We start from the raw sequence: 25,476 nt of genomic DNA on the forward strand, positions 1-25,476 counted from the left end.
GGATAGATAATGCTGGAATATGAATTAGGTTCGATTGTCGAGATGAAGAAACCTCATGCCTGCACTGTTAAGGCGACTGGTAAAAAAGCAAATGCTTGGGAAATCACTAGATTGGGTGCAGATATCAAGATAAGATGTACAAACTGCAATCATGAAGTGATGATGAGTCGTTTTGACTTTAATAAAAAAATAAAAAAGGTGCTCAAGTGAGCCCTTTTTTTAATTATAAACCGATTTGAGATTAAATTTGAGGTATTTAATAAGGCAAAAGTAAAGTAACTTTGTAAAGCGCCAAATCAAAGGGCTAACAAGAATCATCAGCGAACAAGCGATAATTGCAACTAGCCAATACCACCAGTCAAAACCTGTTGCTCCATTCGCATTGCCAAAAGTAATATGTGGATTATGAGTAGCAACAGCGAAAATCATAATAAATGGAGCAATGAATAAAGCAAATATAATAGCATAAAGGGCCAAAAGAATCAAAGCAGTAGTAATTATCAACCAGAAACCAAGAACGAAGTTAAAAAAGACTAAGCCAAAACCAGCAAATAGGTTGATATGTTTCTTTCTTTTTTGTGGTTCAATTCCTTGAGCAAAAGCTGATAAATCTGATTCATATAATTCGGCTAGGGCAATCAATGTTTCAAAATTTGGTTCAGTTTTATTGGATTCCCAACGTGAAATGGCTTGTCTACTAAAATAAAGTTCTTTTGCAACTTCTTCTTGTGTGAGCTTCTGGGCAAGACGAGCTTTTTGTAAATTTTCTCCGAGCATTTTTTCTCCTTAAATTTAAATGGGTAATTTAGTGATTTATTTCTGATTTCATTATCAACTAAAGCGAAGTTAAAAGCAAGAACATAGGTGGTATTTTAGGGTAACATTTTGTGGCAAGCCTTTAAAATAAAGGCTAGTGATGACATGCTCTATTGTTTACGAGCCTTGTGTAAACTTGTAAACTTAGAGATTTTCTATGATTTTCCTTGCCTTTATTGTGTTTTTAGGCGATTTACAGTATAATTAAAACTAATTAATCTTAATTTTGGAGAATATAAAACATGGCTTTAACAGCAGGTATCGTTGGTTTACCAAACGTTGGTAAATCAACTCTTTTTAATGCAATTACAAAAGCAGGCGCAGAAGCTGCAAACTATCCTTTTGCAACAATTGACCCAAATGTTGGGATGGTAGAAGTACCGGATGAACGTTTAAACAAGTTAACAGAGTTGATTAAACCTAAGAAAACTGTTCCGACAACTTTTGAATTTACAGATATTGCTGGGATTGTTAAAGGGGCTTCACGCGGAGAAGGTCTAGGAAATAAATTTCTTGCCAATATTCGTGAAGTAGATGCCATCATTCACGTTGTTCGAGCTTTTGATGATGAAAATGTAATGCGTGAAAATAATCGTGAAGATGCTTTTATTGATCCAATGGCAGACATTGAAACAATTAATCTTGAACTAATTTTGGCCGATTTAGAATCAGTCAATAAACGTTATGCGCGTGTTGAAAAAGTTGCTCGTACAGCAAAAGATAAAGATGCGGTCGCAGAATTTAATGTTTTGAAAAAGCTCAAACCGGTTCTTGAAGATGGTAAATCAGCACGAACAATTGACTTTGACGAAGATGAAACAAAGGTTCTTAAAAGCTTGTTCTTATTGACAAGTAAACCAGTTCTTTATGTGGCTAATGTTTCAGAAGATGAAGTTGGTGAACCTGATAATATTGAATACGTGAAACAAATTCGTGAGTTTGCGGCGACTGAAAATGCTGAAGTGGCAGTGATTTCTGCTCGTGTTGAAGAAGAAATTTCAGAGTTGGAAGATGATGAAAAAGCAGAATTCTTGGAAGCAATTGGCTTAAAAGAATCTGGTGTTGATATGTTGACTCGTGCAGCTTATCACCTTCTTGGCCTAGCCACTTACTTTACTGCTGGTGAAAAAGAAGTCCGTGCTTGGACCTTCAAACGTGGAATGAAAGCTCCACAAATGGCAGGAATTATCCATACAGACTTTGAAAAAGGCTTTATCCGCGCAGTAACTATGTCTTATGATGATTTGCTTAAATACGGTTCAGAAAAGGCTGTTCGTGAAGCCGGTCGCTTGCGTGAAGAAGGAAAAGAATATGTTGGTCAAGATGGCGACATTATGGAATTCCGTTTCAACGTGTAAACCTTGTAAATGAAATGAAGAAATGCACCGAATCGGTGCATTTTTGCAACCTAAAAATGCTTGAGTTGAAGAATAAAAAACGATACTCTTAAAGCATGAAAGGAAGGCAACATGGAAATCTCTCAGATAATCAAAGAAAATCGTAAAATGAAAAATCTCAGTCAGGAAGAATTGGCGAAAAAAATGCATATTTCTCGTCAATCAATTTCAAAATGGGAGACAGGAAAAGCACTACCAACAACAGACCAAATTATCTTACTTAGTGAAATTTTCGATTGTTCTTTGGACATGTTGCTCAAAGGTGACAAAAAGATGGAAGAAAAAGCAAAACATGAGATTGATGACAAACGGACTTTGAAGTTAATCTATAAGGTGGGTTGGGGATTTATCATTCCATTTCTCTTTACTTTAAAATTTATTTTACATTTATTTTGATGAAAATAAAAAGGCCATTTTGGTCTTTTTTTGTTTAGCGAAAGTAATTGATTGAATACTACACTTGTTCATAAATTACATTTAATAAATAAAAGTGTTTATAAAGTTAAAATATTGACAAACAAGTTAATTAAGACTATAATCACAATAAAGAAAGCGTAAACAAAAAGTGTTACATTGTCTTATCAGAAAAAAAGCACTAGCGCTCTGATGGAGACTTTAGCTAGCTTATTAATATTTAAAGGAGGAACACAATGGAACTTACAATGACACGCGCTCTGATTAGACGCAGAAATCTAAAGAGAAAAGTATCGGTTTTAGTACTGGGGACTGCACTTATCTCTGGAACAGCTTTTGCTTCGGCACAGGTTTTCGTTTCTGGTGGTTGGAATACGAATTATATCGAACGATTTAATCCGACGATTACTAAAGCTACTGCGCATGATAATGCCCAAATAAATCAAAGACATTATAGCTGGGCAAAAGTCGGAAAAAGTGCAACAGCTTTTAGTAATACCGTATCAGCTAACAAGATTGCACAGGCGAAAGCTATTGGGGCATGGAATGCTGGTTATAGTGGTTGGTTTGTCAAATTATAATAGGGAGTTAATATGAATAAGGTTATTAAGTTTGTTCTTCTTGTTCTATTTATTGTTATTTCAATATCTTCTGCCAATATAGTAAAAAATAATTTTGTAGATAAGCAAATTGAAAAAAATTATGATGTTCAAGATTTTACACAAATTTATCTTCCTTCATCCATTAGTAGCGACAAGAATTTAATTTCCCTTGTAGAAGGTGTGTCAGCTAAAACTGGGGCATCTTTTATTTTTAGGAGTACGTATGGTGGAGTAAAGAACGATGGGAAAGGTCATGCGGATTTGCTTAAAATGGATAGTAAAGCGGTGTTTTACAAGACAAACTATCAAACATCTGATAAAAAAACTTTTGTATCTCACGGTTTTAGCTGTCAATTATGGAGTGAGCCTCTTAAGAATATTACGACTGTAGAACAGGAAAATAGTGATGTTTATATAAAAAATAAAAATATCCAAACTTCTCTCCAAGACTTTTTAATAGCTCTTAATCAAAAATATGGGACTCATATTACTTCTAAAAAATTAACGACTCGTCCTAGTGATTTTTATCCTAATAATTATACTAGTTTCATTGGTTTAACTAATGATAATTTATCTTTATTTATAGGAATTTCGATAGTTTTCTTTGCTATCTTTTTATTTGTTTGGTTAGTTGGAAATAATAAAAAAATTGCTACTTATCGTTTGAATGGCGTCAGCGCTCATAGGATAGGCTTGCGTTTATTTTTGAAAGAATTTTTTATAGTGACATTGCTGGCTTATATATTTTCAAGTTTTTTAGTTTTCAGAGGATTTAATCTTCAATTTAGTTTGCAAATGTTTATTATGCTGTTACTTGTTATCATAGTTTCCTATATCTCCATAGTACTTGTATCTAGCTTTTCACTTGCCAATCAGATTAACTCTAAGTCATTTTTTAAGTATAGTCACTATGTTCTCTATGCGGTCAAAGCATTTGTATTTTTGATTACAGTTTCTACAACAGCAACTCTACTCTATTTTGTAAATGCTAAGCTAGAAATAACTTCCAAAATTGGGCAAGAATATGCCGTACTTTACCCAGAATTTTCAGGCTATGACGGAGGTCAGCCCCTAAATCTATCATGCATTGATTTATTTGTTTATGCTGAGGAACATGATGGACTTTATATTTCTGATTCAAGCATTGATATTGTAGAAAATGATAGTCTGAATGACTTACAAATTAATGATAACTATCTTTCAAAATTTGCTATATACTCCCAGGACAATCAAAGAGTAGAAATAAATCCTGATACAAATTCGGGGATTATTTTGGTTTCGGAAAAATATAAATCTCAACTTTCTAAGATAAAAAAATATTATGCTTCTTCTGATTCATTGGCATTTTTTAAAGGTTCAACTATAAAATACTATTTCATAAAAGATGCTCAAAAGTTAGACTTACTAGACGAAAATAGTACCAAAATATCTCCAGATTTAGTAGAAGTTTATACGAGAAAAAATTTTACTGATAAGGGAAATATTACTTTTCAACACAATACTGTTTTGAAATTTAAAATTAGGGGAACAATAGAAAAAACATATCAACCACTTATTCCTATTTTGAAGAAAAATAGTGCTCTTGAAACTCACCCTTCCATGATTAAGATAGACGATATAAGTAAAACGGATAATTTGAGTACGGTTGGAAATCCCTATAATTATGCTGTTACTAATGGTTTAGTGATTCTTATATTTTTATCAATGATTCTGACAACTACGGTTTTTTATTTTGAAACATACAAAAAGAAGATTGCAGTCAAAAGATTATATGGAATTTCTTTCTTCGTAACTTATAGATCTCTTTTTACAATAGTTTTTGTGCAGGGACTTTTATACTTTGCCTTTGCTTTAACTCGAAGTAACGTTAACATTACTTTGGAAGCATTGGGAATTTATTTTGTCTTAGAAATTTTGATTATTATTTTGATATTGCTAAAACTACAAAAAGGACTATTTTTGAATGTCTTGAAAGGAGAATAGAATGATTGAGATTGAAGAACTGACAAAAGGTTACAAAGGGCATATTATTTTTGATAAATTAAATTTAAAAATTCCGGAAGGAAAAATGACCGCAATTTATGGGACAAGTGGTGCGGGAAAGTCAACACTTTTGAATATTATTGGTTTAATTGAGGATTATGATGATGGGAAATATTATTTTAACGGTCAGTTTGCACCACCTTTTAATAGTTCCTTAGCTTTAAAGATGAGGAGAAATAAAATTTCCTATCTTTTTCAAAACTTTGCTTTATTGGAAGATGAAACAATCGAAAAAAATTTAGAGATAGCACTGATTTATTCTAGAATTTCAAAAAAAGAAAAACGAAAAAAGATGAAGAAATTGTTACTCCAAGTAGGCATAAATCATCGATTAAATACAAAAGTTTATAGTCTTTCTGGTGGAGAGAAACAAAGAGTAGCAATTGCACGGGCTTTATTAAAAGAAAGTCAGCTGATTTTGGCAGATGAACCAACAGGTTCGCTTGATACAGAAAATAGAAATGAAGTGATTGCTCTTTTGCGTCAAGAAGTTGATAAGGGAAAGACGGTTGTCATTGTGACACATGATTCTTACCTGAAAGAAGTTAGTGATTTGGTTATTGAGATTGGTGAATAATGAATTATCTATGATAAAAGTTAATAGGCTCAATAGAAATATTGGGTCTTTTTTTTGCTCCTCTAGGTAAATAAACATGTTATAATAAACTTAATTGCTGATTTTTATAAATCGGCCTTTTGGCATTTATTAGACAAAATAAGGAAAAGAAAATAAGAGAAAATGACAAAAATGATTGTTGGCTTGGGAAACCCAGGCGATAAATATGAAAAAACAAAACATAATATGGGCTTTATGGCACTTGATTTACTGGCAAAAGAACTGAATGTTGATTTTAAAGAAGAAAAACCTTTTATGTCGCTTGTCGCGTCAACGTTTGTGAATGGTGAAAAATTGTTTCTCGTGAAACCTCTGACTTTTATGAATGAATCTGGGCGTGCGGTGGCGCCACTTTTGAAATATTATAATATAGACGAGGCAGATTTAACGGTCATGCATGATGACTTGGATTCACCAGTCGGGCGCGTGCGTCTAAGACAAAAAGGGTCATCAGGTGGACAAAATGGAATAAAATCAGTCATTACACATGTGGGAAGTCAAACTTTTAACCGTGTAAAAATTGGGATTGGCCGTCCAAAACATGGAATGACAGTTGTGAATCATGTACTCTCTGGTTTTGACAATGAAGATAAGGAAATCGCTCAAGATGGAATTTTCAAAGCTGTTGATGCAATGAAATTCTATCTTGAAAATGGTGATTTTCAAAAGACAATGAATAAATTTAACTAAATGAATATTATTGAATTTTTTGACCAAAATTGGCAACTACAAAAATGGCAACAAGGTTTTTCAAAGCGTGAGCGAACTTTACTGACAGGATTGTCAGGAACAGCAAAGAGCTTAGTGATGGCAAATGCTTATGAAAATGTTGCTGACAAATATATTATTGTTACTGACAGCCAGTTTCATGCGAATGAACTTTATGATGAACTGTCAACTTTGCTTGGTGAAGAGAAAGTTTTTCAATTTTTTTCTGATGATAACATCTACGCAGAGTTCGCACTTGCATCTAAAGATCGAGTTGCTTATCGACTTGAGGCACTTAATTTCCTACTTGACGAAAAGTCAACAGGATTTTTGGTTGTGCCTTTTTTGGCATTACGGAGCTATTTACCAAGTCCCGAAAACTTTTTAGAAAATTATCTTTTACTGACCTCTGGGTATGAGTATGATTTATCAAATTTAGTTAATTTATTATCAAAAGCTGGTTATGAAAAGACACAGCGCGTGATGACGCCAGGTGAATTTTCAATGCGAGGAGATATCGTTGATATTTATCCTTTAGATGCGGAAAATCCGGTACGTTTAGAGTTTTTTGGTGATGAAGTAGATACGATTCGCTCATTTGATGTGGAGAGTCAACGTTCACTGACAAGCCTTGAACGTTTGGAAATCTATCCGGCCAGTGATTTTATTTTGACTGACAAAGAATTTGACAAGGGTGCAAAATCACTGACAGAAATGACAAATTTACTGACAGACCCATCAGCAAAATCATATATGGAAGAAGTGATTTCAGCAGCTCAAAATCACTATTATCACAAAGATTTACGAAAATTTGCGGAGTATTTTTATGATAAAAAAACTTCACTTTTAAATTATTTTCCAAAAAATGTTCAAATATTCATTGATGATTTTCAAAAAGTAAATGAAATGAATAATAAGTTAGAAATGGAATTAGCAGATTTTATTTTATCTGAAAAAGCAATGGAAAGAGGATTTGAAGGGCAGACTTATTTGCTAGATACAATGGCAAAAGTTAGAAATTATAAGCCTGCTACCTTCTTTTCAAATTTCCAAAAAGGGCTTGGAAATCTCAGATTTGAACAACTTTATAATTTCAAACAACATTCAATGCAACAATTTTTCGGTCAATTAGAACTTTTTTACACTGAAGTTGAACGATTTATTAAGCAAGAGTTTACAGTTGTTTTAGCTGTATCATCGGAAAAACTCCGTAAATCACTCCACGAATTAGATTTAAGTTTACAAGAGGTTGACAGAGAATCTATTCAAGTGCGTAAAGTCAATCTGATTGATTTGCAATTATCCAATGGTTTTAATTTCCTTGATGAAAAATTAGTCGTCATGACTGAGCATGAAATATTTGGTAAAATGCGTAAGAAAAAGGCACGCAAACTGAATATTACAAATGCAGAAAGACTAAAAGATTACAATGAACTCGCTGTTGGTGATTTTGTTGTCCATAAGAATCATGGGATTGGGAAATATTTAGGTTTACAAACGCTTGAAGTAGGCGGAATGCATCGTGATTATCTGACCATTCAATATCAAAATGGGGATACAATTTCTGTTCCAGTTGATCACCTAGATTTGCTCAGTAAATATACAGCTGGTGAAGGAAAAAGCCCTAAAATCAATAAACTGAATGATGGGCGCTGGCGTAAAACCATGTCTTCTGTCAGTAAACAAGTTGAAGATATTTCGGATGACTTGATTAAACTTTATGCTGAACGTCAGGCGAAAAAAGGATTTGCATTCTCTCCGGATGACACCAGTCAAGAAGAATTTGATTCTGGTTTTTCATATGTTGAAACTGAAGACCAGATTCGTTCAATCAATGAAATTAAGCATGATATGGAACTTGAGCGTCCAATGGACCGCTTGTTAGTCGGTGATGTTGGTTTTGGTAAAACCGAAGTTGCAATGCGAGCAGCCTTCAAAGCCATAAATGATGGGAAACAAGTCGCAGTTCTTGTGCCAACGACCGTTCTTGCTGAGCAGCATTTTAATAATTTTACTGAACGTTTTATCAACTTTGGCGTAAATGTCGAGGTTCTCAGTCGTTTTCAAACGAAAACACAGCAAACTGAAATTCTAGCCAAATTGAAAAAAGGACGAGTTGATTTAATTATTGGAACTCACCGTTTACTCTCAAAAGATGTTGAATTTTTTGATTTAGGTTTGATGATTATTGATGAAGAACAACGTTTTGGAGTTAAGCATAAAGAACGTTTGAAAGAATTAAAAACCCAGGTTGATGTTTTGACATTGACAGCAACACCTATTCCTAGGACTCTACATATGTCAATGCTGGGAATTCGTGACTTGTCAGTTATTGAAACACCACCAACAAACCGTTATCCGGTGCAAACCTATGTCATGGAAACAAACTATGGTGTGGTTCGGGATGCAGTGTTGAGAGAAATCTCTCGTGGTGGACAAGTTTACTATGTTTACAACAGGGTTGACACGATAGAACAAAAAGTTTCTCAATTAGAAGAATTAATTCCTGAAGCAAGAATTGGTTTTATACACGGTCAAATGACTGAAGTACAACTTGAAAATACTTTACTTGCCTTTATCGCAGGTGATTATGATGTGCTTGTTGCAACGACAATCATTGAAACTGGGGTTGATATTCCAAATGCGAATACGCTTTTTATTGAAAATGCGGATATGATGGGCTTGTCACAACTTTATCAATTAAGAGGCCGAGTGGGGCGTTCAAATCGGGTGGCTTACGCCTACTTTATGTATCGTCCTGAAAAAATATTGTCTGAAGTTTCGGAAAAACGTTTGGAAGCTATTAAAGGCTTTACAGAATTAGGATCAGGTTTCAAGATTGCCATGCGTGACTTGTCTATCCGTGGTGCTGGTAATTTACTGGGAAGCGAGCAATCAGGATTTATTGATTCTGTTGGGTTTGATTTGTACTCACAACTGTTAGAAGAAGCCATTCACGCTAAACTTGGTACAAGTAAGCAAAAACGGACTTCAAATGTGGAAATTTCTTTGGAATTGGATGCCTTTATTCCTGCTTATTATATTTCTGATGAACGTCAAAAAATTGAAATTTACAAACGAATTCGTCAAATTGATAGTCGTGAGATTTATGAAGAACTACAAGAAGAATTGGTTGACCGTTTTGGAGAATATCCAGATGAAGTCGCTTATCTTCTGGAAATTGGTCTCTTAAAACACTTTGCAGATAATGCCTTAGTTGAAAAAATTGAAAAATCGAGATTTGAAGCAACTGTTACTTTGGAAAAAGTGGCTAATACTACCTATGACCCACAAGATTATTTCAAAGCCTTGGCTAAAACAAGTATGAAAGCTTCTGTCGGGGAAAAATATGGCAAAATGACATTCCGTTTTAAAATTGAAAATCGAAATTCAGTTGTTCTTTTGAGCGAAATAATGAATTTTATTGAAGAATTATCAAATATACGAGATAATTACGAAAATAGGTAATCTTTTTGTAAAAAAAGATAAATATGATACAATACTTTTATATAAAACTATAAAAAATAGAGTTTAATAATTTTTTGGAAATAAAAAACATGAAGAGAAAAAATTCTCAAGATGTAATTTATAAAATTAAACTCATATCTTAAAGGAGATTTATAAAAGTGGATTTAAAAGCAGCAAAAGCGGAGTTGAGAGAAAAAAGCCGTCCCTATCAAACTTATTCTTACTATCTTATCATTCCAATCTTTATTATTCTTGTTTTTCTATTATCTCTAGTGGGGTACAATAAAGGAACTTTTGGAACAATCGTTTTTGTTTTTGTGATTTTTGCTCATGTTTGGGCAAGTAAACTGGATTTAGTAAGAAAAAGAAAACATGTGGCACCAATTTTAATGTATGTAACTCAAGGCTTAGGAGTTGTTCTTATGGTTTTATTAGTTACTGAAGTTTCAGCGGGTGGTACAGGAAATATTGCTTTAGGACTTTCAAGTCTAATTTTACTTCCAATTGAAATTATTGCGATTGTTTTTTTCTTTATCTCAGCTAATGATATTAAAAAAGCTTATCCAACAATGAAAGAAGATGCCAAAGCAGCAAGGCTAGAATATCAAGAACTTAGACGTTCAAAATAATAAAAAAATTACTGATGGGTCTGTCAGTAAATTAATAAGGTTCTGTCACTAATGATGGAGCCTTATTATTATAAATAAAGGCATTTTCAAACAAAATGAAATATGTTATAATCAAACCATGAGATTAGATAAGTTTTTAAAAGTTTCGCGCTTGATTAAACGTCGTCCAGTTGCGAAAGAAGTTGCCGACAAAGGTCGGATTAAAATTAATGGAAAATTAGCGAAATCTTCATCTGATGTAAAATTTAATGACACAATTGAAATTCGTTTCGGAAATAAAATTGTTGAAGTTCGGGTTGCTGAATTAAAAGAGTTTACACGTAAAGAAGATGCTGATAAAATGTATGAAATGATTAGCGAAACTCGTATCACAGAAGAAGTTGAGTAATTATCATCAAAATAGATTGGAGGTTGTCATGGCAAAGCAAGTGATTCAACTAAATAATAAGTACACTCAGAAGCATAAAAAAAGAAATTTAAACCCAGTACCAAAAAGAAAACATTTAGGGCTTATTTTGATCGTGGCAATTTTACTTTTTAGTTTAGCAAGTATGAGTTTGATAAAATCATATGAAACTTTGCATAGTCAAGTAGCTTTAGAACAAAGTGCAAAGAAACAATATGAGAGTCTTTCTAAAGAAGTAACGATTAAAAAAGAAGAAATATCAAAACTTCAAGATCCTAACTATCTTCAAAAATTTGCTCGTAGTGATGGTCAAGAATATTCACAAAGCGATGAAAAAGTTTTTACTACTGACAGTCCTTTGATTGGAAGTAACGGGTCAAAATAATGATTGGACAAGTTGAAAACATTACAAGATTTGGACTTTTTGTAAAAATTTCTACTGACGAACTTGATGAAAGTACAGAAAAACCTGCTGACAAAGCTGTCAGTAAAAATAGAGGACTTTTGCGTTGGTCACAAATCCCTAAAAATGTACCCAAAGTGCATATTGGAGATTTGATTGGTGTTGAAATTTCAAAAATACACGAAGATGGTAAGATTGATTTAAATTATCAAGAAAAAAAATTTAAAGATGTCTATGCCGAATTTTTAGAAACAAGTCACCAAAGACTTACAGAGCTTGAGCAAAAAAATCGTGAATTGAACTAAATAATTAAAAAGAAAAAATATTATTTAGTTTTTTCTTTGACTATTCTATTGACTAAAAATAGCACCTATTTTATGAAAAATTCTAGGAATTAAAAAGATAAAGATTACAACAGAAATTATTCTATGGAATGGATAAGATGTTGGGCAAGGTTTTAATCATGCAAAAACAGAGAACAAAAATTAATAGTGGAGTGGCCTTGGTGATGCTTTTAATGATTATCCCAGGCTTTTTTGCTTTTTCACAAACAAGATATTTTGCTGACAAAAAGGTCAGTAAATCAAAAAATATTGTTGTAGCTGACAAAGTTACAGACAAAGAAAAAGAAAATGAAACTTGGACTTCAATCCCCCAAAGACCAGTGGCTTATCAAGAATTAACAACTTATGAGGACTCAAACCTTACCAAATCAGTTGGTAAAATTGCAGTTAAAACACAATTAGATATTGCCGAAATTGTTGGAAAATCCTTTAAGTTAAAGACAGGAAAGTATATTTCTACTGACAAAAAAGTTGTGATATCAGATATTACAATTTCTAGAGAGTCAACAAATACAACAATATATACTGATAAAAGTGTCAATGTATTTTACAATCCCGAAACCACTTATGATAATCAAATAATGACAAATTTAAGTGGTAGGCATCAACTTTCTGCTGACAAAATCGCTAAGACTAACTGGGGAACTTACTACGAAGTATCATTAGATAATGGCCAAACGGGTTGGGTTTCAGAAAATGATATTTCTCTGGAAAATCCCAAAATCAAACAAGTTCAGGCATTATTGAATCAGAAATATAACAACAAAAAGTATTCAATTTATGTCAAAGAACTTGACGATAAGTTTACAGCTGGTGTAAACCAAGAACAGAAAATGTATTCAGCGAGTCTTTCTAAAATCCCCATTCTTTATTGGACTCAAAAACGACTTAATGAAGGTTTGGCTTCACTTGATGACAAACTATTGTACACCCCAGCCATTAATACTTTTTATGGAAGTTATAAACCAGAAGGAACTGGAAATTTACCAAAAACAGCAGATAATAAATATTACAGTCTTCAGGATGTCATCAATAGAACAGCCAAACTCTCAGACAATGTCGGAAGTAATATGCTCGCCTATTATGAAACCCAGGAGTTTAACCCAAACTATCAAAAAGAAATAAATAGAATTGCTGGACAAGAGTGGAATCCAAAAGAACGAAATGCCTCAGCTCAAATGGTAGGTAGAATGCTAGAAGCCCTTTATAATGCAGGTGGTGCTTCCTTTAACGCTTTATTTGATACCTCTTTTGATGATGTTAAAATTAGAGCAGGCGTTCCTAAAAACATATCGGTTGCTCACAAAATTGGTGGTGCAGATACAGATAATCATGATGCAGCCATTGTATTTGCAAGTAAACCATATCTTTTGGTAATTGAAACTGATGGGGCAACTGATGATGAAATAAAAGCAATTTCTCAAGATGTTTATGGAGTTATGAAATGACACCAGCTCAACGTAAATTTTTAAAAATAGTCAAAGATGAACACTATTTTGATAAAGGTTCAAAAATATTATTGGCTTTATCAGGTGGTAAAGACTCAATGACTCTTTTTAACTGGCTCTATGATTTAAAAGAAGTGCTCGGTATTGAACTGGGACTGGCTCATATTAATCATGGATTACGAGAAGAGTCAAAATTTGAAGAAATTGCTCTTCGAAAAATGGCAACAAAACTTAAAGTACCCATTTATGTTGACAAGTTTACAGGAGAGTTTACAGAAAAAAAGGCACGTGATTTTCGCTATCAGTTTTTTGAAAAGTTAATGATAAGTGAAAAATACAATATTTTGCTAACAGCTCATCATCAAGGAGACCTTGTTGAAACGGTATTAATGCGTCAAATTACAGGACGTCCTTTGAGAAGTCTGCAGGGCATTGCTGATTGTCAACCTTTTGCAGGTGGGCAATTAATCAGACCTTTATTGAAATTTACAAAAGAAGAACTTGATGCAGCAACCTATTATGAAGATTCAACAAATCAAGGACTAGATTATTTTAGAAATAGAATACGTAATCAACTAATTCCAGAATTAACAAAAGAAAATCCTCAATTTTCACAATCAATCAGTGATTTGAGCTCGGAAATTAAAATGGCTTTGGCAGTAATTAATCAAAAAATTTCGGAACTTAAAATTGTTGATGAAAAAATATCATCTGAAAAATTTATCTCCCAAACAAAAGAATTACAACATTTTATCTTACAAGAATTTTTCGCTCAATATCCAGAAATAGAAGTAAGTAAGAAAAAATTTGCCGAATTACTTCATATTATCAATCGTCCTCAACAATATTTCGCAAAATTGAATAAGGAATTTTATTTTGTGAAGACTAAAGATTTCTTTTATCTTGAAAAAATTCAACTTGAAAGGGAGAATTCAGTAGAAATTGTAAGTGAAAATCCACACGATGAATCATTTATGGAGGTTTATTTGCCTCTTGAAGGGGAAATTGAAATTCGTAAACGCCAGCCCGGAGATCAAATTCTAATCAATGGTCATCATAAAAAATTACGCAAGTTTTTTATTGATAACAAAGTTCCATTAAAGGACCGAGAGAATCCACTTATTTTCGTTGATAAAAAACTCTATGCCATTGTCGGTCTTGCGTGTTCTGATTTGAGTAAAACGCTCAAAAATGATAAAATTAGAAGAATATTATGGGTCAAACCCAGTATAGGAGAGGAAATCAACGATGCTCGAAAAAAATCTTGATAAGGCCATTGAAAAAGTATTAGTTTCAGAAGAAGAAATTATAGAAAAATCCAAAGAACTTGGACAAATATTGACAAAAGAATACGAAGGGAAAAATCCATTAGTCTTAGGAATTCTTCGTGGTTCAGTTCCTTTCTTAGCTGAATTAATCAAACATATTGATTGTCACTTAGAAACTGACTTTATGACTGTATCAAGTTATCACGGCGGAACAAAATCTTCTGGTGAAGTAAAATTAATCCTAGATGTTGATACAGCAGTCAAAGGTCGTGATATTCTGATTGTTGAAGATATTATCGATACTGGTCGTACTTTAAAATATCTCAAAGAACTTTTGGAACATCGTGGAGCAAACGTAAAAATTGTAACACTTCTTGACAAACCAGAAGGACGAATTGTTGAAATTAAACCAGATTATTCAGGTTTTACAATTCCTAATGAATTTGTTGTTGGTTTTGGTTTGGACTACGAAGAAAACTATCGTAATCTTCCATATGTCGGAGTTTTAAAACCAGAAGTTTATAATAAATAATTCGTTGATTTTAGTCATCTAAAATTTTTCTCAGACTAAAGTATGAAAAAATCTCTGACCAATACTTACTATTAGCTTTCCAAAAGGAAATATGCTATAACTAGGTATAGCTGTTATTGACTAGCCTGTATCCTTTATTACCAGTGATACTAAGAATTAAATTCTTGGCTTTTCTAATAATAAATAAACAAAAGATAAGGAAAATATGAATAACAACAAACAACCAAAACAAGGAAATTTTGTAAAAAATATCTTGATGTGGGTGATCTTGGCTATTGTTGTTGTTGTCGGTTTCAATTTCTTCTTCAGTAGTAATCAATCAAGCGTGGATAAAATTAGCTATTCACAATTGATGACGAAACTTGACGGTAACAAGATTGAAAACGTCACAATGCAACCTTCTGATAGCCTAATTACTGTAACAGGTGAATATAAAGAACCTGTAAAAGTAAAAGGAACAAATAATTTCCCACTTTTAGGTAATTCTAGTAGTGAAGTTAAAAACTTCCAAGCTTATATTATTCCAACTGACAGTGTTGTCAAAGATATCCAAAATGCAGCTAAAAGTAATGATGTAAAAGTGAGTGTCGTTCAAGCTTCGTCAAGTGGTATGTGGGTTCAAATTCTCTCATATATCATTCCAATGCTTTTATTTGTTGGTATCTTCTGGCTCATGATGGGCGGAATGGGCGCTCGTGGCGGAGGCGGCGGTGGAAACCCAATGTCCTTCGGTAAATCTCGTGCTAAACAACAAGATGGTAAAACATCTAAAGTTCGTTTTGCTGACGTTGCCGGTTCTGAAGAGGAAAAACAAGAGCTTGTAGAAGTTGTTGATTTCCTTAAAAATCCGAAAAAATATCATGATTTAGGTGCTCGTATTCCTGCAGGTGTTCTCCTTGAAGGCCCTCCAGGTACAGGTAAAACATTGCTTGCTAAGGCTGTTGCTGGTGAAGCAGGTGTTCCTTTCTATAGTATCTCGGGTTCGGATTTCGTTGAAATGTTTGTCGGTGTTGGTGCCTCACGTGTCCGTGACTTATTCGAAAATGCTAAGAAAACTGCACCATCAATTATCTTCATCGATGAAATTGATGCTGTTGGTCGTCAACGTGGCGCAGGTCTTGGTGGTGGTAACGATGAACGTGAACAAACCCTTAACCAATTGCTCGTTGAAATGGATGGGTTCCAAGATGATGGCAACTCAGTGATCGTTATTGCTGCAACTAACCGTTCAGATGTGCTTGACCCAGCGCTTTTACGTCCAGGTCGTTTTGACCGTAAAGTTTTGGTCGGAGCTCCAGATGTTAAAGGTCGTGAAGCTGTTCTTAAAGTTCATGCTAAAAACAAACCTTTAGCAAGTGACGTTGATTTGCACAATGTTGCTACACAAACTCCAGGCTATGTCGGAGCTGATTTGGAAAATGTTTTGAATGAAGCTGCACTTGTTGCTGCACGTCAAAATAAAAAAGAAATCAATGCTGCTGACATTGATGAAGGAATGGACCGTGCAATGGCTGGTCCCGCTAAGAAAGATCGTATTCAATCAATGCGCGAACGTGAAATCGTGGCTTACCACGAAGCAGGTCACGCTATTGTTGGACTCGTTCTTGAAAATGGATCTACTGTTCGTAAAGTTACCGTTGTTCCACGTGGACGCATCGGTGGTTACATGCTTGCTCTTCCAGATGAAGAAATCATGCAACCAACTAATTTCCATCTTCAAGACCAACTTGCCAGCCTTATGGGTGGACGACTTGGTGAAGAAATTGTCTTTGGTGTAGCTACTCCAGGGGCATCAAATGATATCGAAAAAGCAACACACATTGCTCGTTCAATGGTAACTGAATATGGGATGTCTAAGAAACTTGGTATGGTATCTTATGAAGGAGATCATCAAGTATTTATTGGTCGTGACTATGGTCAAACTAAGACTTACTCAGAAGCAACTGCTGTTATGATTGATGATGAAGTGCGTCGCATTCTCGGTGAAGCTTATGACCGTGCTAAAGAAGCAATTGAAACACATCGTGAGCAACATAAAGCAATTGCGGAAGCTCTGCTTAAATACGAAACACTTGATGCGAAACAAATCATGTCACTCTTTAAAACAGGAAAAATGCCTGATGAAGCAGCGGCAGCAGAAGTACCAGAACCAAAAACATTTGAAGAATCTCTCAAGGATGCAAATGCGAATGTTGATGATTTTTCAAACATTAATATCTATAATGGTGATGAAAAAACAGAATCTAAACCAGAAGAAAATAAGGAAAAATCAGAAGATGAAACAGCCGAATAAGGCTGTTTTTTCTTTTTTTTATGTTTTAGAATAAGTGGTCTAGTTTATTCTTGACAAAAAATAATATTTTGATATAATTAAATAGTTGTCGTTTGAGACGACTGACTTTCTTATTATTCATCTCAAATATTATTTTGAAAAGATAACACAGTTTATTCTTGACAAAAAAATATAAAAGTGTATAATAGAAAAGTACTGTTTGAGACAGCACAACAATATATGGTCCGTTGGTCAAGGGGTTAAGACACCGCCTTTTCACGGCGGTAACACGGGTTCGAATCCCGTACGGACTATATCTGGAGGATTACCCAAGTCCGGCTGAAGGGAACGGTCTTGAAAACCGTCAGGCGTGTAAAAGCGTGCGTGGGTTCGAATCCCACATCCTCCTTTTTAATTATCGCGGGATGGAGCAGCTAGGTAGCTCGTCGGGCTCATAACCCGAAGGTCATAGGTTCAAATCCTATTCCCGCAATTTGGCTCGGTAGCTCAGTTGGTAGAGCAATGGATTGAAGCTCCATGTGTCGGCGGTTCGATTCCGTCTCGCGCCATTCCTTATTTAGCGGATGTAGTTTAATGGTAGAACCCCAGCCTTCCAAGCTGGCTACGCGAGTTCGATTCTCGTCATCCGCTTAACTTAATATTTTGGGAGTTTAGCTCAGTTGGTTAGAGCACTGTGTTGATAACGCAGGGGTCCCAGGTTCGAATCCTGGAATTCCCATATTTGGTATTTATTGCATAGGAGATATACCTGTTCCCATGTCGAACACAGAAGTCAAGTCCTTTTGCGCTGGAAGTACTTGGGGGTTGCCCCCTGGGAGATAAAGACAATGCCAAGTTTACATTGCGGATTAGCTCAGTTGGTAGTAGCGCATGACTGTTAATCATGATGTCGTCAGTTCGAGTCTGACATCCGCAGTAACTAAGTCACCTAAGGGTGACTTTTTTTATTTTATAAATATCATCAATAAATCTTGGCACGCCTTTTTGTGTCAAGGTTTTTATTTACAGCTTTATTGGTAGCGGTTACAATATAACTATACTAGTTACTATGTAAAGGAGTCTGAAATGACTAATACTGTAAACTTAAAAGTACGAGTGCAAAAACTTGGTACTGCATTATCAAATATGGTAATGCCAAATATTCCTATTTTGATTGCCTGGGGAGTGTTGACGATGTTCTTCATTCCTGATGGTTTTACCCCTAATAAAACATTTGCAGCAATGGTTAGTCCGATGCTTGCTTTTCTTATTCCCCTAATGATTGGTTACACTGGTGGGAAAAATATTTATGAACATCGTGGAGGAGTGGTTGGTGCAATTGCGACTTTCGGTTCAATTATTGCTACAGCTAGTCTTTCTCTAGGAGGTCTAAACGCTAAAGGAAATGTTCCTATGATTTTAGGTGCAATGATTTTGGGCCCTTTTGGTGCTTGGGTAATAAAAAAATTTGATGAGTATGTTCAACCACATATTAAAGCAGGTCTGGAAATGTTGGTTAATAATTTCTCAGCTGGTTTAGTTGGATTTGGACTTGCCCTTTTTGCTGTAAAAGTGGTTGGTCCACTTGTGGCTTGGCTAACCGATGTGATGGGACATGGGGTCGATTTTTTAATTGCTAATCATTTGATTCCCCTTGCTAATCTTTTTATTGAACCAGCAAAAATATTATTTTTAAATAATGCAATCAATCAAGGGATTTTATCTCCATTGGGAATTCAGCAAGTTTCTGAAAATGGAAAATCACTTCTATTTTTACTAGAAGCGAATCCTGGACCAGGACTTGGAATTCTGATTGCTTTTATGCTTTTTGGTAAGGGTTCAGCTAAAGCTACGGCACCTGGTGCGATTTTGATTCAATTTGTCGGTGGTATACACGAAATCTATTTTCCTTATGTCATGATGAAACCGGCGCTCTTTTTTGCTGTGATGGCAGGTGGAGTATCAGGAACCTTGACAAATAATTTACTGGGTTCGGGTCTTGCGGCTCCTGCTTCACCTGGTTCAATTATTGCAATCACGGGGATGGCATCAGGTAAATCAGCGGGTGGTTTTGTAAATGTCTTATGTGTCTGGTCAGGAATAGCTGTGGCAGCAATTGTTTCGTTTCTAGTTGCATCTTTTATCTTAAAACGGGATAAATCAATGATTGATGATTCTGCTTTTGAGAGTGCAAAAGTAGGTGTAGCTGCAGATAAAGCTGTCAGTAAAGGACAAGTTTCTGTCAGCAATAATATTACTGACCAAGTCGATTTCTCTACGATTAATCATATTATCTTTGCTTGTGATGCAGGAATGGGTTCATCAGCAATGGGAGCCTCTATTTTGAGAAATAAAGCTAAGAAAGCAGGTTTGCTACAGGATGTTACTAATGTCGCTATAGCTAACTTAAAAGCAGGTTCTGACACAATTGTTGTGACACAAGATGAACTTGCTCCACGAGCTGCGACAATGGCTCCTGAAGCAATCAGATACTCAGTGGCTAATTTCCTTAATTCACCTCGTTATGATGAAATTATCAGTAATTTATTGTCTACTGCCAATGCTATAAATCAAACAATAATTACTGACAGACCTGTCAGTAAAAATGAGATAGACTTGAACCAAATTGATGAAGTTGTCTTTGCTCATGATGATTTACATATTGGTTCAAATACAATGGGCAAAGAAACATTAAAAGCAATATTCCAGATGCATGGTGTTAAAATTCCTATTTCTGATGTTGAATTTATTGGTTTAGGAGCATTTAATGCCAAAAATATCATGATTGTTTCAACAAAAGAATTTACGACAAGTGTAAAAAACGAAGCTCCAAATGCTCAACATCTTTTTGTTGAGTCATTAATTACTACTCCTGAATACATCAATATGGTGAAACGGATGAACAAATAAAAATACTAGCTGTTAATTGGCAGTCTAGTTATGAGTAGAATTTTAAAAAAGGAATTTTTATGTTTTTAACAAGTCGTGAGCAAAAATTAATCCAGACATTTTTGAAACGTGGAAAGCTTACGATAGCAGAAATGATGGAAATTACAGATACAAGTCGCAGAACGCTTTATCGCGATTTGAACAATTTACAAAAGTCTTTACCAGAAAATCTCAGTTTGGAAAATACTGATGAAGGCTATTTTTTGAAAGGGGATATCAATCAACTTGCTCAAGTCCATGAATTAATAGACTATTCAATAAGTGAACGTTTGTATGGTGAATTGCTTTTATTAATTGAAAATAAAGCCTCTATCGCCTCTCTGACAGATTATTTTGGAATTAGTCAACCGACAGTAACTAGTGATTTGAGGCAAATTGAGCAAGCTCTGTTTGAAAATGAACTAGTACTAATCCGTGATCGTGGCTTAAAACTTAAAGGGGCAGAAGAAAATATTCGTCCAGTATTTGTGGCAGTGATTTATAATTCAGCAAGCATTCAGGAACTACTTCTTAATCAACTTTCTAACAATAAAATTTTAAGAATAATAGATTTAAACAAATTTAAGAAAGTTAATGAGGCTTTTAAACGTATAGATTTACCTGAAAAAATGACTGATAAAGTCAAAGTTTTAATGCAACTTTTTTGCTTAGTTGTTTTGCTGCGTTTGGATGAGGGATATTTTGTCAGTAGTGAAACTCTGGGCAGACCAAGTAAGCAAGCCTTAAACTTTGTCAATAAGTTACTGACAGAGTTGTCAGCAACAAAATTTGTTGTTTCTGAAATCACTTATCTTGCATCAGTTTATGATATTTTATATTTTGGCTTTGGAAGAGAGCTATTATTTATGGAAAAATTTGATACCGATTTTTCTTATAAAATTCGCCAACTCATTGATAAAGTTTCAACAATTCTTGAGATAGAGTTTGGGAAAGATGACCGTTTATATGGTTTACTATATGCTCATCTCAAAGAATCAGAGATGTTACCAGTCCTCTTTCCCAAAAAAGAAAATGATTTTATCAAAAAGATAAATAAGGATAATCCTGAAATTTACAAAACAGTCAAAGAATCATTAAGGGAAGTTTTTGATAAGAATTTTTCAGAAATGGAAATTGCTTTTATAAGTCTTCACTTTGTGGCGACACTTGAACGCAGTGACCTAGTTTTACCTTTACGTGCGGCACTTGTCAGCAGTCGTGGACGAATTTCTTGCGAATTTATCATGAGTAATTTAAGAAAGAATTTTCCCTTCTTAAAAAAGATAGAACTTATTCAAAGTTCAATCCATATCACTCAAGAAAGATATGACGTCATTTTTACAACAGAGAAAGATTTAGATTACCTCTACATCAATCCAATGTTAGATCAAAAGAATTTGGAAAATATTCGTCACCAACTGAGGCTAATTCAACAAAAATCACGAGCACTTACCTCTGATTCAGAAAAAGAAAAGAATTTTTTAAATCTCAATGACTTATTTTCAATAGGCAATGAAATATTAAAATCTTTTGAAATTCTATCTCTTGAAAATAAGACAGAATTACATGATACTGTAAAACAAATTATTCATCGTGTAAACTCAGAGGATAGTGGAGAACTTGTCCATTTGGTGGAAGAAAGATTTAAAGAAACACATCTAGCAATTCCAGAAACAAAAATTGCTCTCTTTCACGCAGTACATTCATCAATCTCAAGTCCAATCTTCAAAATCTTTGACTTAAGTCAGCCAATTGAAGGAGTAGCAATGGATCATCAACCTATTCAAATTGGACGAGTTCTATTGTTATTAGCGCCTCCAGAAGTTCCAGAGTATGTTTCCTTTTTATTAGGTAAAATATCAAGTTCAATTATTGAAAACAAGCTTTATACTAGGATATACGATTCCGGAAATTATGAAATTGTAAGTGAGTTACTAAGAGAGATAATCATCGAAGCTGTTAAACATTATGATGAATAGGTTTACAGAAGTTGTAAACCTAGTAAACCAAGAAAGGTAGTTTTTAAATGGAAATTCAAAAAAGTCTGATTAAAATTAATCAAAACTTTTCAAATAAAGAAGAGGCCATAAAATATTGTGGAAGTTTGTTGGTTGATGGAGGTTATGTCAACCCTAATTATGTCTCAGCAATGATTGAACGAGACAGAGAATTGTCAGTCTATATGGGAAACTTTATTGCAATTCCTCATGGAACTGATGAATCAAAAAAAGAAGTTTTAAAAACAGGAGTAGCCATTGTTCAAGTTCCTCGTGGTGTAAACTTTGGAACAGTAGAAAATCCTAAGATAGCAACAATGCTATTTGGAATTGCGGGTATTAAAGAGGAGCATCTTGAGCTGATTCAAAAGATTTCAATTTTTTGCTCGGATGTTGACAATGTTGTAAAACTTGCTGATGCCCAAACAATCGAAGAAATTGCAAAATACTTTGAAAATTAATAAAAAAATGGCACAGCTTTTAGTGCCATTTTTTATATTTACCAGCATAATGTAAAAGCTTACAATTGCTTATATAGAAGGATTTTAGAGGATTCTATTTGAACTTTTACTTTCTAAATAAAGGAGCAGTAAGTAAGATGAAAAAAGCAGTACATTTTGGTGCAGGAAATATTGGACGTGGTTTCATAGGTGAAATTTTGAGTAAAAATGGATTTGAGATTCACTTTGTTGACACAAATAAGTCTATAATTGACGAACTTAATAATCGACATTCCTATGAAATTGGGATTGCAAGTCCTGCCCATGAAAAAATTTCTGTAAAAGCTGTCTCTGGTATTAACAATAGTGAAAATCCTGAGGCAGTAATTGAGGCAATTGCAAAAGCTGATATCGTAACAACAGCTATTGGTCCTAATGTCTTGCCTTATATTGCTGAACTTATTGCAAAAGGACTTCAGAAACGTAAAGAAGAAAAGGTTCAGAGTCCGTTAGATATTATTGCCTGTGAAAATATGATAGGGGGCTCTGAATTTTTGGAAGAAAGAGTGTCCGATTATCTGTCGGAATTTGATAAACTTTATCTTTCTAAATTTATTGGTTTTCCTAATGCTGCAGTTGACCGTATTGTCCCTGCTCAAAAACATAAAGATGTTCTCTATGTTGAGGTAGAGCCTTTTAGTGAGTGGGTAATAGATGCAAGTCATTTAAAAAATAAAGAAATCAAACTTGAAGGAGTTCATTATACAACTGACCTCGAACCATTTATTGAGCGTAAACTTTTTTCTGTAAACTCAGGACATGCTGCAGTTGCCTATTCTAGCGCATATAAAGGTTATAAAACAATATTAGAAGGTTTACAGGATGAAGAAATTTTGAATATCCTAAAAGCAGTTCAAAAAGAAACACGCGCTTTACTTTTAGCAAAATGGGCTCAATATTTTAAGCAAGATGAGTTAATTAAATATCATGAACTAATCATTTCTCGCTTTTCTAATCCAGAAATTATTGATGAAGTGTCACGCGTAGCAAGAACACCTATCCGGAAATTAGGATATAATGAACGTTTTATTCGTCCAATAAGAGAATTAAGCGATCGTAACCTTTCTTATCAAAATCATCTAGATATTGTTGGAAAAATTTTTGCTTACCATGATGAAAATGATGTTCAAGCCATTCAACTCCAAGAAAAACTAAAAAAAACAGAACTCTCAATGCTCATTGAAGAAGTGACTGGTTTAAGCAATCAAAAGTTAATTTTGGAAATTGAAAAGGTTATTAATCACTATAAAAAATAAAATTTGGGAGAGATGATGATTTTTTATTAATACAATTTATGATTCAAAATTTAACCGCTTTCTATTGAAAAAAAAGTTAAAAAGTGTTATTATAGAATCATAGAAAAAGCACTGGAATGTGCGAGCTCTTTCATTTTTTTGACCGACTATATTTGTATTGCATAGGGGTTCATGAGACATTCGGTAGCGTAATACCTCGAACGAAAGTAGGGGAAGCTGATGCGAAGCGAGAACACCCACCTGGCGTTTTAGCGGGTTCAATACACGGAAGAGCATACGGCATTCAATCAGTGTTTTTTTGTGTAACAAAAATTAGACAAATCAGTAATAAATCTGGAGCTATGGGACTATATATTTAAAGAGAACTGCTTTAGAGCTTTAGATTTGTTTTTGCATTCATTTGTTAACAATTTTTGTTAATTTATTCGTTGGATAATTTTTGTAGAATAAAGATACCTCAAATGTGTAGACCTTACACGAATAATAAAAGGTCAGTCTAACTTTGTTTGTACCTAGATATGTACTTCAAACTATCTTTCGATTTTGAAAGCCCATAGTTTAACTTCTATGAGTTTTTTGTTTGTAAAAGGATATGAATCTAAAAGGAGTAAAGATTTATGCTGATTAGAAATTATGAACCAAAAGATTTAGATGAAGTTATTAATCTGTTTAAAAACACTATTTTTGAAGTAAATATTTCTGATTATACTTTGGAACAAGTTAAAGCTTGGGTTGACGTTGACACAGAATTATTTGATGATAATCTTGCCAAAACCTACGCCAGAGTCATTTCTAATCATGAGCAGATAGTAGGATTTGGTAACATTGATGATAAAGGATATATTGATTTATTTTATGTCAGTGCAGATTATCAAAGGCAGGGAGTAGGGCAAAAACTTCTAAATGATTTAGAAAAAAGCTCAAATTATACTAGCTTTATGGTTAATTCATCTATTACTGCTAAGCCTTTCTTTGAAAAAATGGGCTATAAAGAAACAAAAAAGAATTGTGTACACTTGCGAGGGCAAGATTTTGTTAATTTTACTTTAAAAAAAGTTGTTGAATAAAGTTGATTTTATTTAACAAATTAAAATAACGTGCAGGCACTGAGCCACGTAAAAAGCTGATAGGAGTATTGTTATTATGACAACGAAAACAGTTAACAAACATTTGTTTGTATGGCTAGGTAGTTTTCTATTTGGGGGACTTGGGGTTGACCGTTTTATGCGAGGACAAATTGGAGTGGGAATTTGTAAATTATTATTCAACTGGGCTACTTTCGGCATTTGGTCTTTTGTCGATTGGATTATAGCCTTGGTCAAGGCTTATAGTACTTACAACGATACTGAAGATATTACATTTATTAATGGTGGATATTCTAGATAATAGCTCACCTATTTGAGTTATTTCTCAAATTTCTTTTAGGAAT

At 34.0% G+C, this 25,476-nt stretch carries 23 protein-coding genes, 7 tRNA genes, 1 rRNA gene and 1 other RNA gene; 31 read left to right on the forward strand and 1 reads right to left on the reverse strand.

The genetic code is table 11. The features are described 5' to 3' along the window. Positions 1-9 precede the first annotated feature (9 nt). Positions 10-210, forward strand: a complete 201-nt coding sequence (locus QJV49_RS07360; protein WP_003132155.1) for a DUF951 domain-containing protein — start codon at positions 10-12, stop codon at positions 208-210. A 9-nt stretch (positions 211-219) separates the two neighbouring features. On the opposite strand, the gene QJV49_RS07365 is transcribed toward QJV49_RS07360, so the two are convergent. Beyond that, positions 220-777 carry a helix-turn-helix domain-containing protein gene (locus tag QJV49_RS07365; protein ID WP_225512477.1) on the reverse strand — a complete coding sequence of 186 codons (558 nt, stop codon included), beginning with the start codon at positions 775-777 and terminating at the stop codon, positions 220-222. 281 nt (positions 778-1,058) lie between these two features. On the opposite strand from QJV49_RS07365, the gene ychF reads away from it, so the two are divergent. From ychF to QJV49_RS07515, 30 genes are all read left to right on the forward strand, one after another. Next, positions 1,059-2,174 (forward strand): redox-regulated ATPase YchF, encoded by a 1,116-nt coding sequence (gene ychF / locus QJV49_RS07370; RefSeq protein ID WP_015425597.1) that lies wholly within the window; start codon positions 1,059-1,061, stop codon positions 2,172-2,174. Between the two features lie 111 nt (positions 2,175-2,285). Then, complete coding sequence (locus QJV49_RS07375; protein ID WP_225512476.1) at positions 2,286-2,609, forward strand: helix-turn-helix domain-containing protein; 324 nt, start codon at positions 2,286-2,288, stop codon at positions 2,607-2,609. 254 nt (positions 2,610-2,863) lie between these two features. Further along, positions 2,864-3,208: a hypothetical protein gene (locus QJV49_RS07380; protein ID WP_012896907.1), complete on the forward strand. Its 345-nt coding sequence runs from the start codon at positions 2,864-2,866 to the stop codon at positions 3,206-3,208. A gap of 12 nt (positions 3,209-3,220) precedes the next feature. Beyond that, the gene (locus QJV49_RS07385) at positions 3,221-5,212 is read left to right on the forward strand and encodes a bacteriocin-associated integral membrane family protein (protein WP_225512475.1); all 1,992 of its coding nucleotides are present in this window, start codon (positions 3,221-3,223) and stop codon (positions 5,210-5,212) included. 1 nt (position 5,213) lies between these two features. Beyond that, complete coding sequence (locus tag QJV49_RS07390) at positions 5,214-5,849, forward strand: ABC transporter ATP-binding protein (RefSeq protein ID WP_167593264.1); 636 nt, start codon at positions 5,214-5,216, stop codon at positions 5,847-5,849. 162 nt (positions 5,850-6,011) lie between these two features. Continuing rightward, positions 6,012-6,578, forward strand: coding sequence for an aminoacyl-tRNA hydrolase (gene pth / locus QJV49_RS07395; protein WP_003132167.1), 567 nt, complete (start codon positions 6,012-6,014; stop codon positions 6,576-6,578). Beyond that, positions 6,579-10,064 carry a transcription-repair coupling factor gene (gene mfd / locus QJV49_RS07400; RefSeq protein WP_225512474.1) on the forward strand — a complete coding sequence of 1,162 codons (3,486 nt, stop codon included), beginning with the start codon at positions 6,579-6,581 and terminating at the stop codon, positions 10,062-10,064. It begins immediately after the preceding gene. Between the two features lie 158 nt (positions 10,065-10,222). Continuing rightward, positions 10,223-10,693, forward strand: coding sequence for a hypothetical protein (locus QJV49_RS07405; protein ID WP_003132169.1), 471 nt, complete (start codon positions 10,223-10,225; stop codon positions 10,691-10,693). 118 nt (positions 10,694-10,811) lie between these two features. Further along, the gene (locus QJV49_RS07410) at positions 10,812-11,081 is read left to right on the forward strand and encodes an RNA-binding S4 domain-containing protein (protein ID WP_003132170.1); all 270 of its coding nucleotides are present in this window, start codon (positions 10,812-10,814) and stop codon (positions 11,079-11,081) included. 28 nt (positions 11,082-11,109) lie between these two features. Further along, positions 11,110-11,484: a septum formation initiator family protein gene (locus QJV49_RS07415; RefSeq protein WP_003132171.1), complete on the forward strand. Its 375-nt coding sequence runs from the start codon at positions 11,110-11,112 to the stop codon at positions 11,482-11,484. Further along, positions 11,484-11,807, forward strand: coding sequence for an RNA-binding protein (locus QJV49_RS07420; RefSeq protein ID WP_225512473.1), 324 nt, complete (start codon positions 11,484-11,486; stop codon positions 11,805-11,807). Before QJV49_RS07415 ends, QJV49_RS07420 begins: the two co-directional genes overlap by 1 nt. A gap of 137 nt (positions 11,808-11,944) precedes the next feature. Next, the gene (locus QJV49_RS07425; protein ID WP_225512484.1) at positions 11,945-13,294 is read left to right on the forward strand and encodes a class A beta-lactamase-related serine hydrolase; all 1,350 of its coding nucleotides are present in this window, start codon (positions 11,945-11,947) and stop codon (positions 13,292-13,294) included. Continuing rightward, the gene (gene tilS, locus QJV49_RS07430; protein ID WP_225512472.1) at positions 13,291-14,562 is read left to right on the forward strand and encodes a tRNA lysidine(34) synthetase TilS; all 1,272 of its coding nucleotides are present in this window, start codon (positions 13,291-13,293) and stop codon (positions 14,560-14,562) included. Before QJV49_RS07425 ends, tilS begins: the two co-directional genes overlap by 4 nt. Then, positions 14,543-15,094, forward strand: a complete 552-nt coding sequence (gene hpt / locus QJV49_RS07435) for a hypoxanthine phosphoribosyltransferase (RefSeq protein WP_225512471.1) — start codon at positions 14,543-14,545, stop codon at positions 15,092-15,094. Before tilS ends, hpt begins: the two co-directional genes overlap by 20 nt. Before the next feature lie 205 nt (positions 15,095-15,299). Then, positions 15,300-17,387 (forward strand): ATP-dependent zinc metalloprotease FtsH, encoded by a 2,088-nt coding sequence (gene ftsH / locus QJV49_RS07440; protein ID WP_225512470.1) that lies wholly within the window; start codon positions 15,300-15,302, stop codon positions 17,385-17,387. 221 nt (positions 17,388-17,608) lie between these two features. Beyond that, a tRNA-Glu gene (locus tag QJV49_RS07445) sits at positions 17,609-17,680 on the forward strand. Positions 17,681-17,685: 5 nt separating this feature from the next. Further along, a tRNA-Ser gene (locus QJV49_RS07450) sits at positions 17,686-17,775 on the forward strand. A gap of 10 nt (positions 17,776-17,785) precedes the next feature. Next, positions 17,786-17,859 (forward strand) — tRNA-Met (locus QJV49_RS07455). Positions 17,860-17,862: 3 nt separating this feature from the next. Next, positions 17,863-17,935: transfer RNA gene (locus tag QJV49_RS07460), tRNA-Phe, on the forward strand. An 11-nt stretch (positions 17,936-17,946) separates the two neighbouring features. After that, positions 17,947-18,017, forward strand: a tRNA-Gly gene (locus QJV49_RS07465). A 14-nt stretch (positions 18,018-18,031) separates the two neighbouring features. Continuing rightward, a tRNA-Ile gene (locus QJV49_RS07470) sits at positions 18,032-18,105 on the forward strand. A 2-nt stretch (positions 18,106-18,107) separates the two neighbouring features. Further along, a 5S ribosomal RNA gene (rrf, locus tag QJV49_RS07475) occupies positions 18,108-18,223 on the forward strand. Between the two features lie 6 nt (positions 18,224-18,229). Next, a tRNA-Asn gene (locus tag QJV49_RS07480) sits at positions 18,230-18,303 on the forward strand. A gap of 149 nt (positions 18,304-18,452) precedes the next feature. After that, positions 18,453-20,276, forward strand: coding sequence for a PTS transporter subunit EIIC (locus QJV49_RS07485; RefSeq protein ID WP_225512469.1), 1,824 nt, complete (start codon positions 18,453-18,455; stop codon positions 20,274-20,276). 59 nt (positions 20,277-20,335) lie between these two features. Then, the gene (locus QJV49_RS07490; protein WP_225512468.1) at positions 20,336-22,273 is read left to right on the forward strand and encodes a transcription antiterminator; all 1,938 of its coding nucleotides are present in this window, start codon (positions 20,336-20,338) and stop codon (positions 22,271-22,273) included. A 47-nt stretch (positions 22,274-22,320) separates the two neighbouring features. Further along, positions 22,321-22,752: a PTS sugar transporter subunit IIA gene (locus QJV49_RS07495; RefSeq protein ID WP_225512467.1), complete on the forward strand. Its 432-nt coding sequence runs from the start codon at positions 22,321-22,323 to the stop codon at positions 22,750-22,752. Positions 22,753-22,889: 137 nt separating this feature from the next. Further along, entirely contained in the window at positions 22,890-24,047 is a 1,158-nt protein-coding gene (locus QJV49_RS07500) for a mannitol-1-phosphate 5-dehydrogenase (RefSeq protein WP_225512466.1), read from the forward strand. Positions 24,048-24,152: 105 nt separating this feature from the next. Further along, positions 24,153-24,345, forward strand: a non-coding RNA gene (ssrS, locus tag QJV49_RS07505) — 6S RNA. 319 nt (positions 24,346-24,664) lie between these two features. After that, positions 24,665-25,114 carry a GNAT family N-acetyltransferase gene (locus tag QJV49_RS07510; protein WP_225512465.1) on the forward strand — a complete coding sequence of 150 codons (450 nt, stop codon included), beginning with the start codon at positions 24,665-24,667 and terminating at the stop codon, positions 25,112-25,114. Positions 25,115-25,190: 76 nt separating this feature from the next. After that, complete coding sequence (locus QJV49_RS07515) at positions 25,191-25,433, forward strand: TM2 domain-containing protein (RefSeq protein ID WP_225512464.1); 243 nt, start codon at positions 25,191-25,193, stop codon at positions 25,431-25,433. The last annotated feature ends 43 nt before the right edge of the window (positions 25,434-25,476 follow it).

The organism is Lactococcus sp. NH2-7C, from assembly GCF_029953655.1.
In the GTDB taxonomy this organism is placed as follows: domain Bacteria; phylum Bacillota; class Bacilli; order Lactobacillales; family Streptococcaceae; genus Lactococcus; species Lactococcus lactis.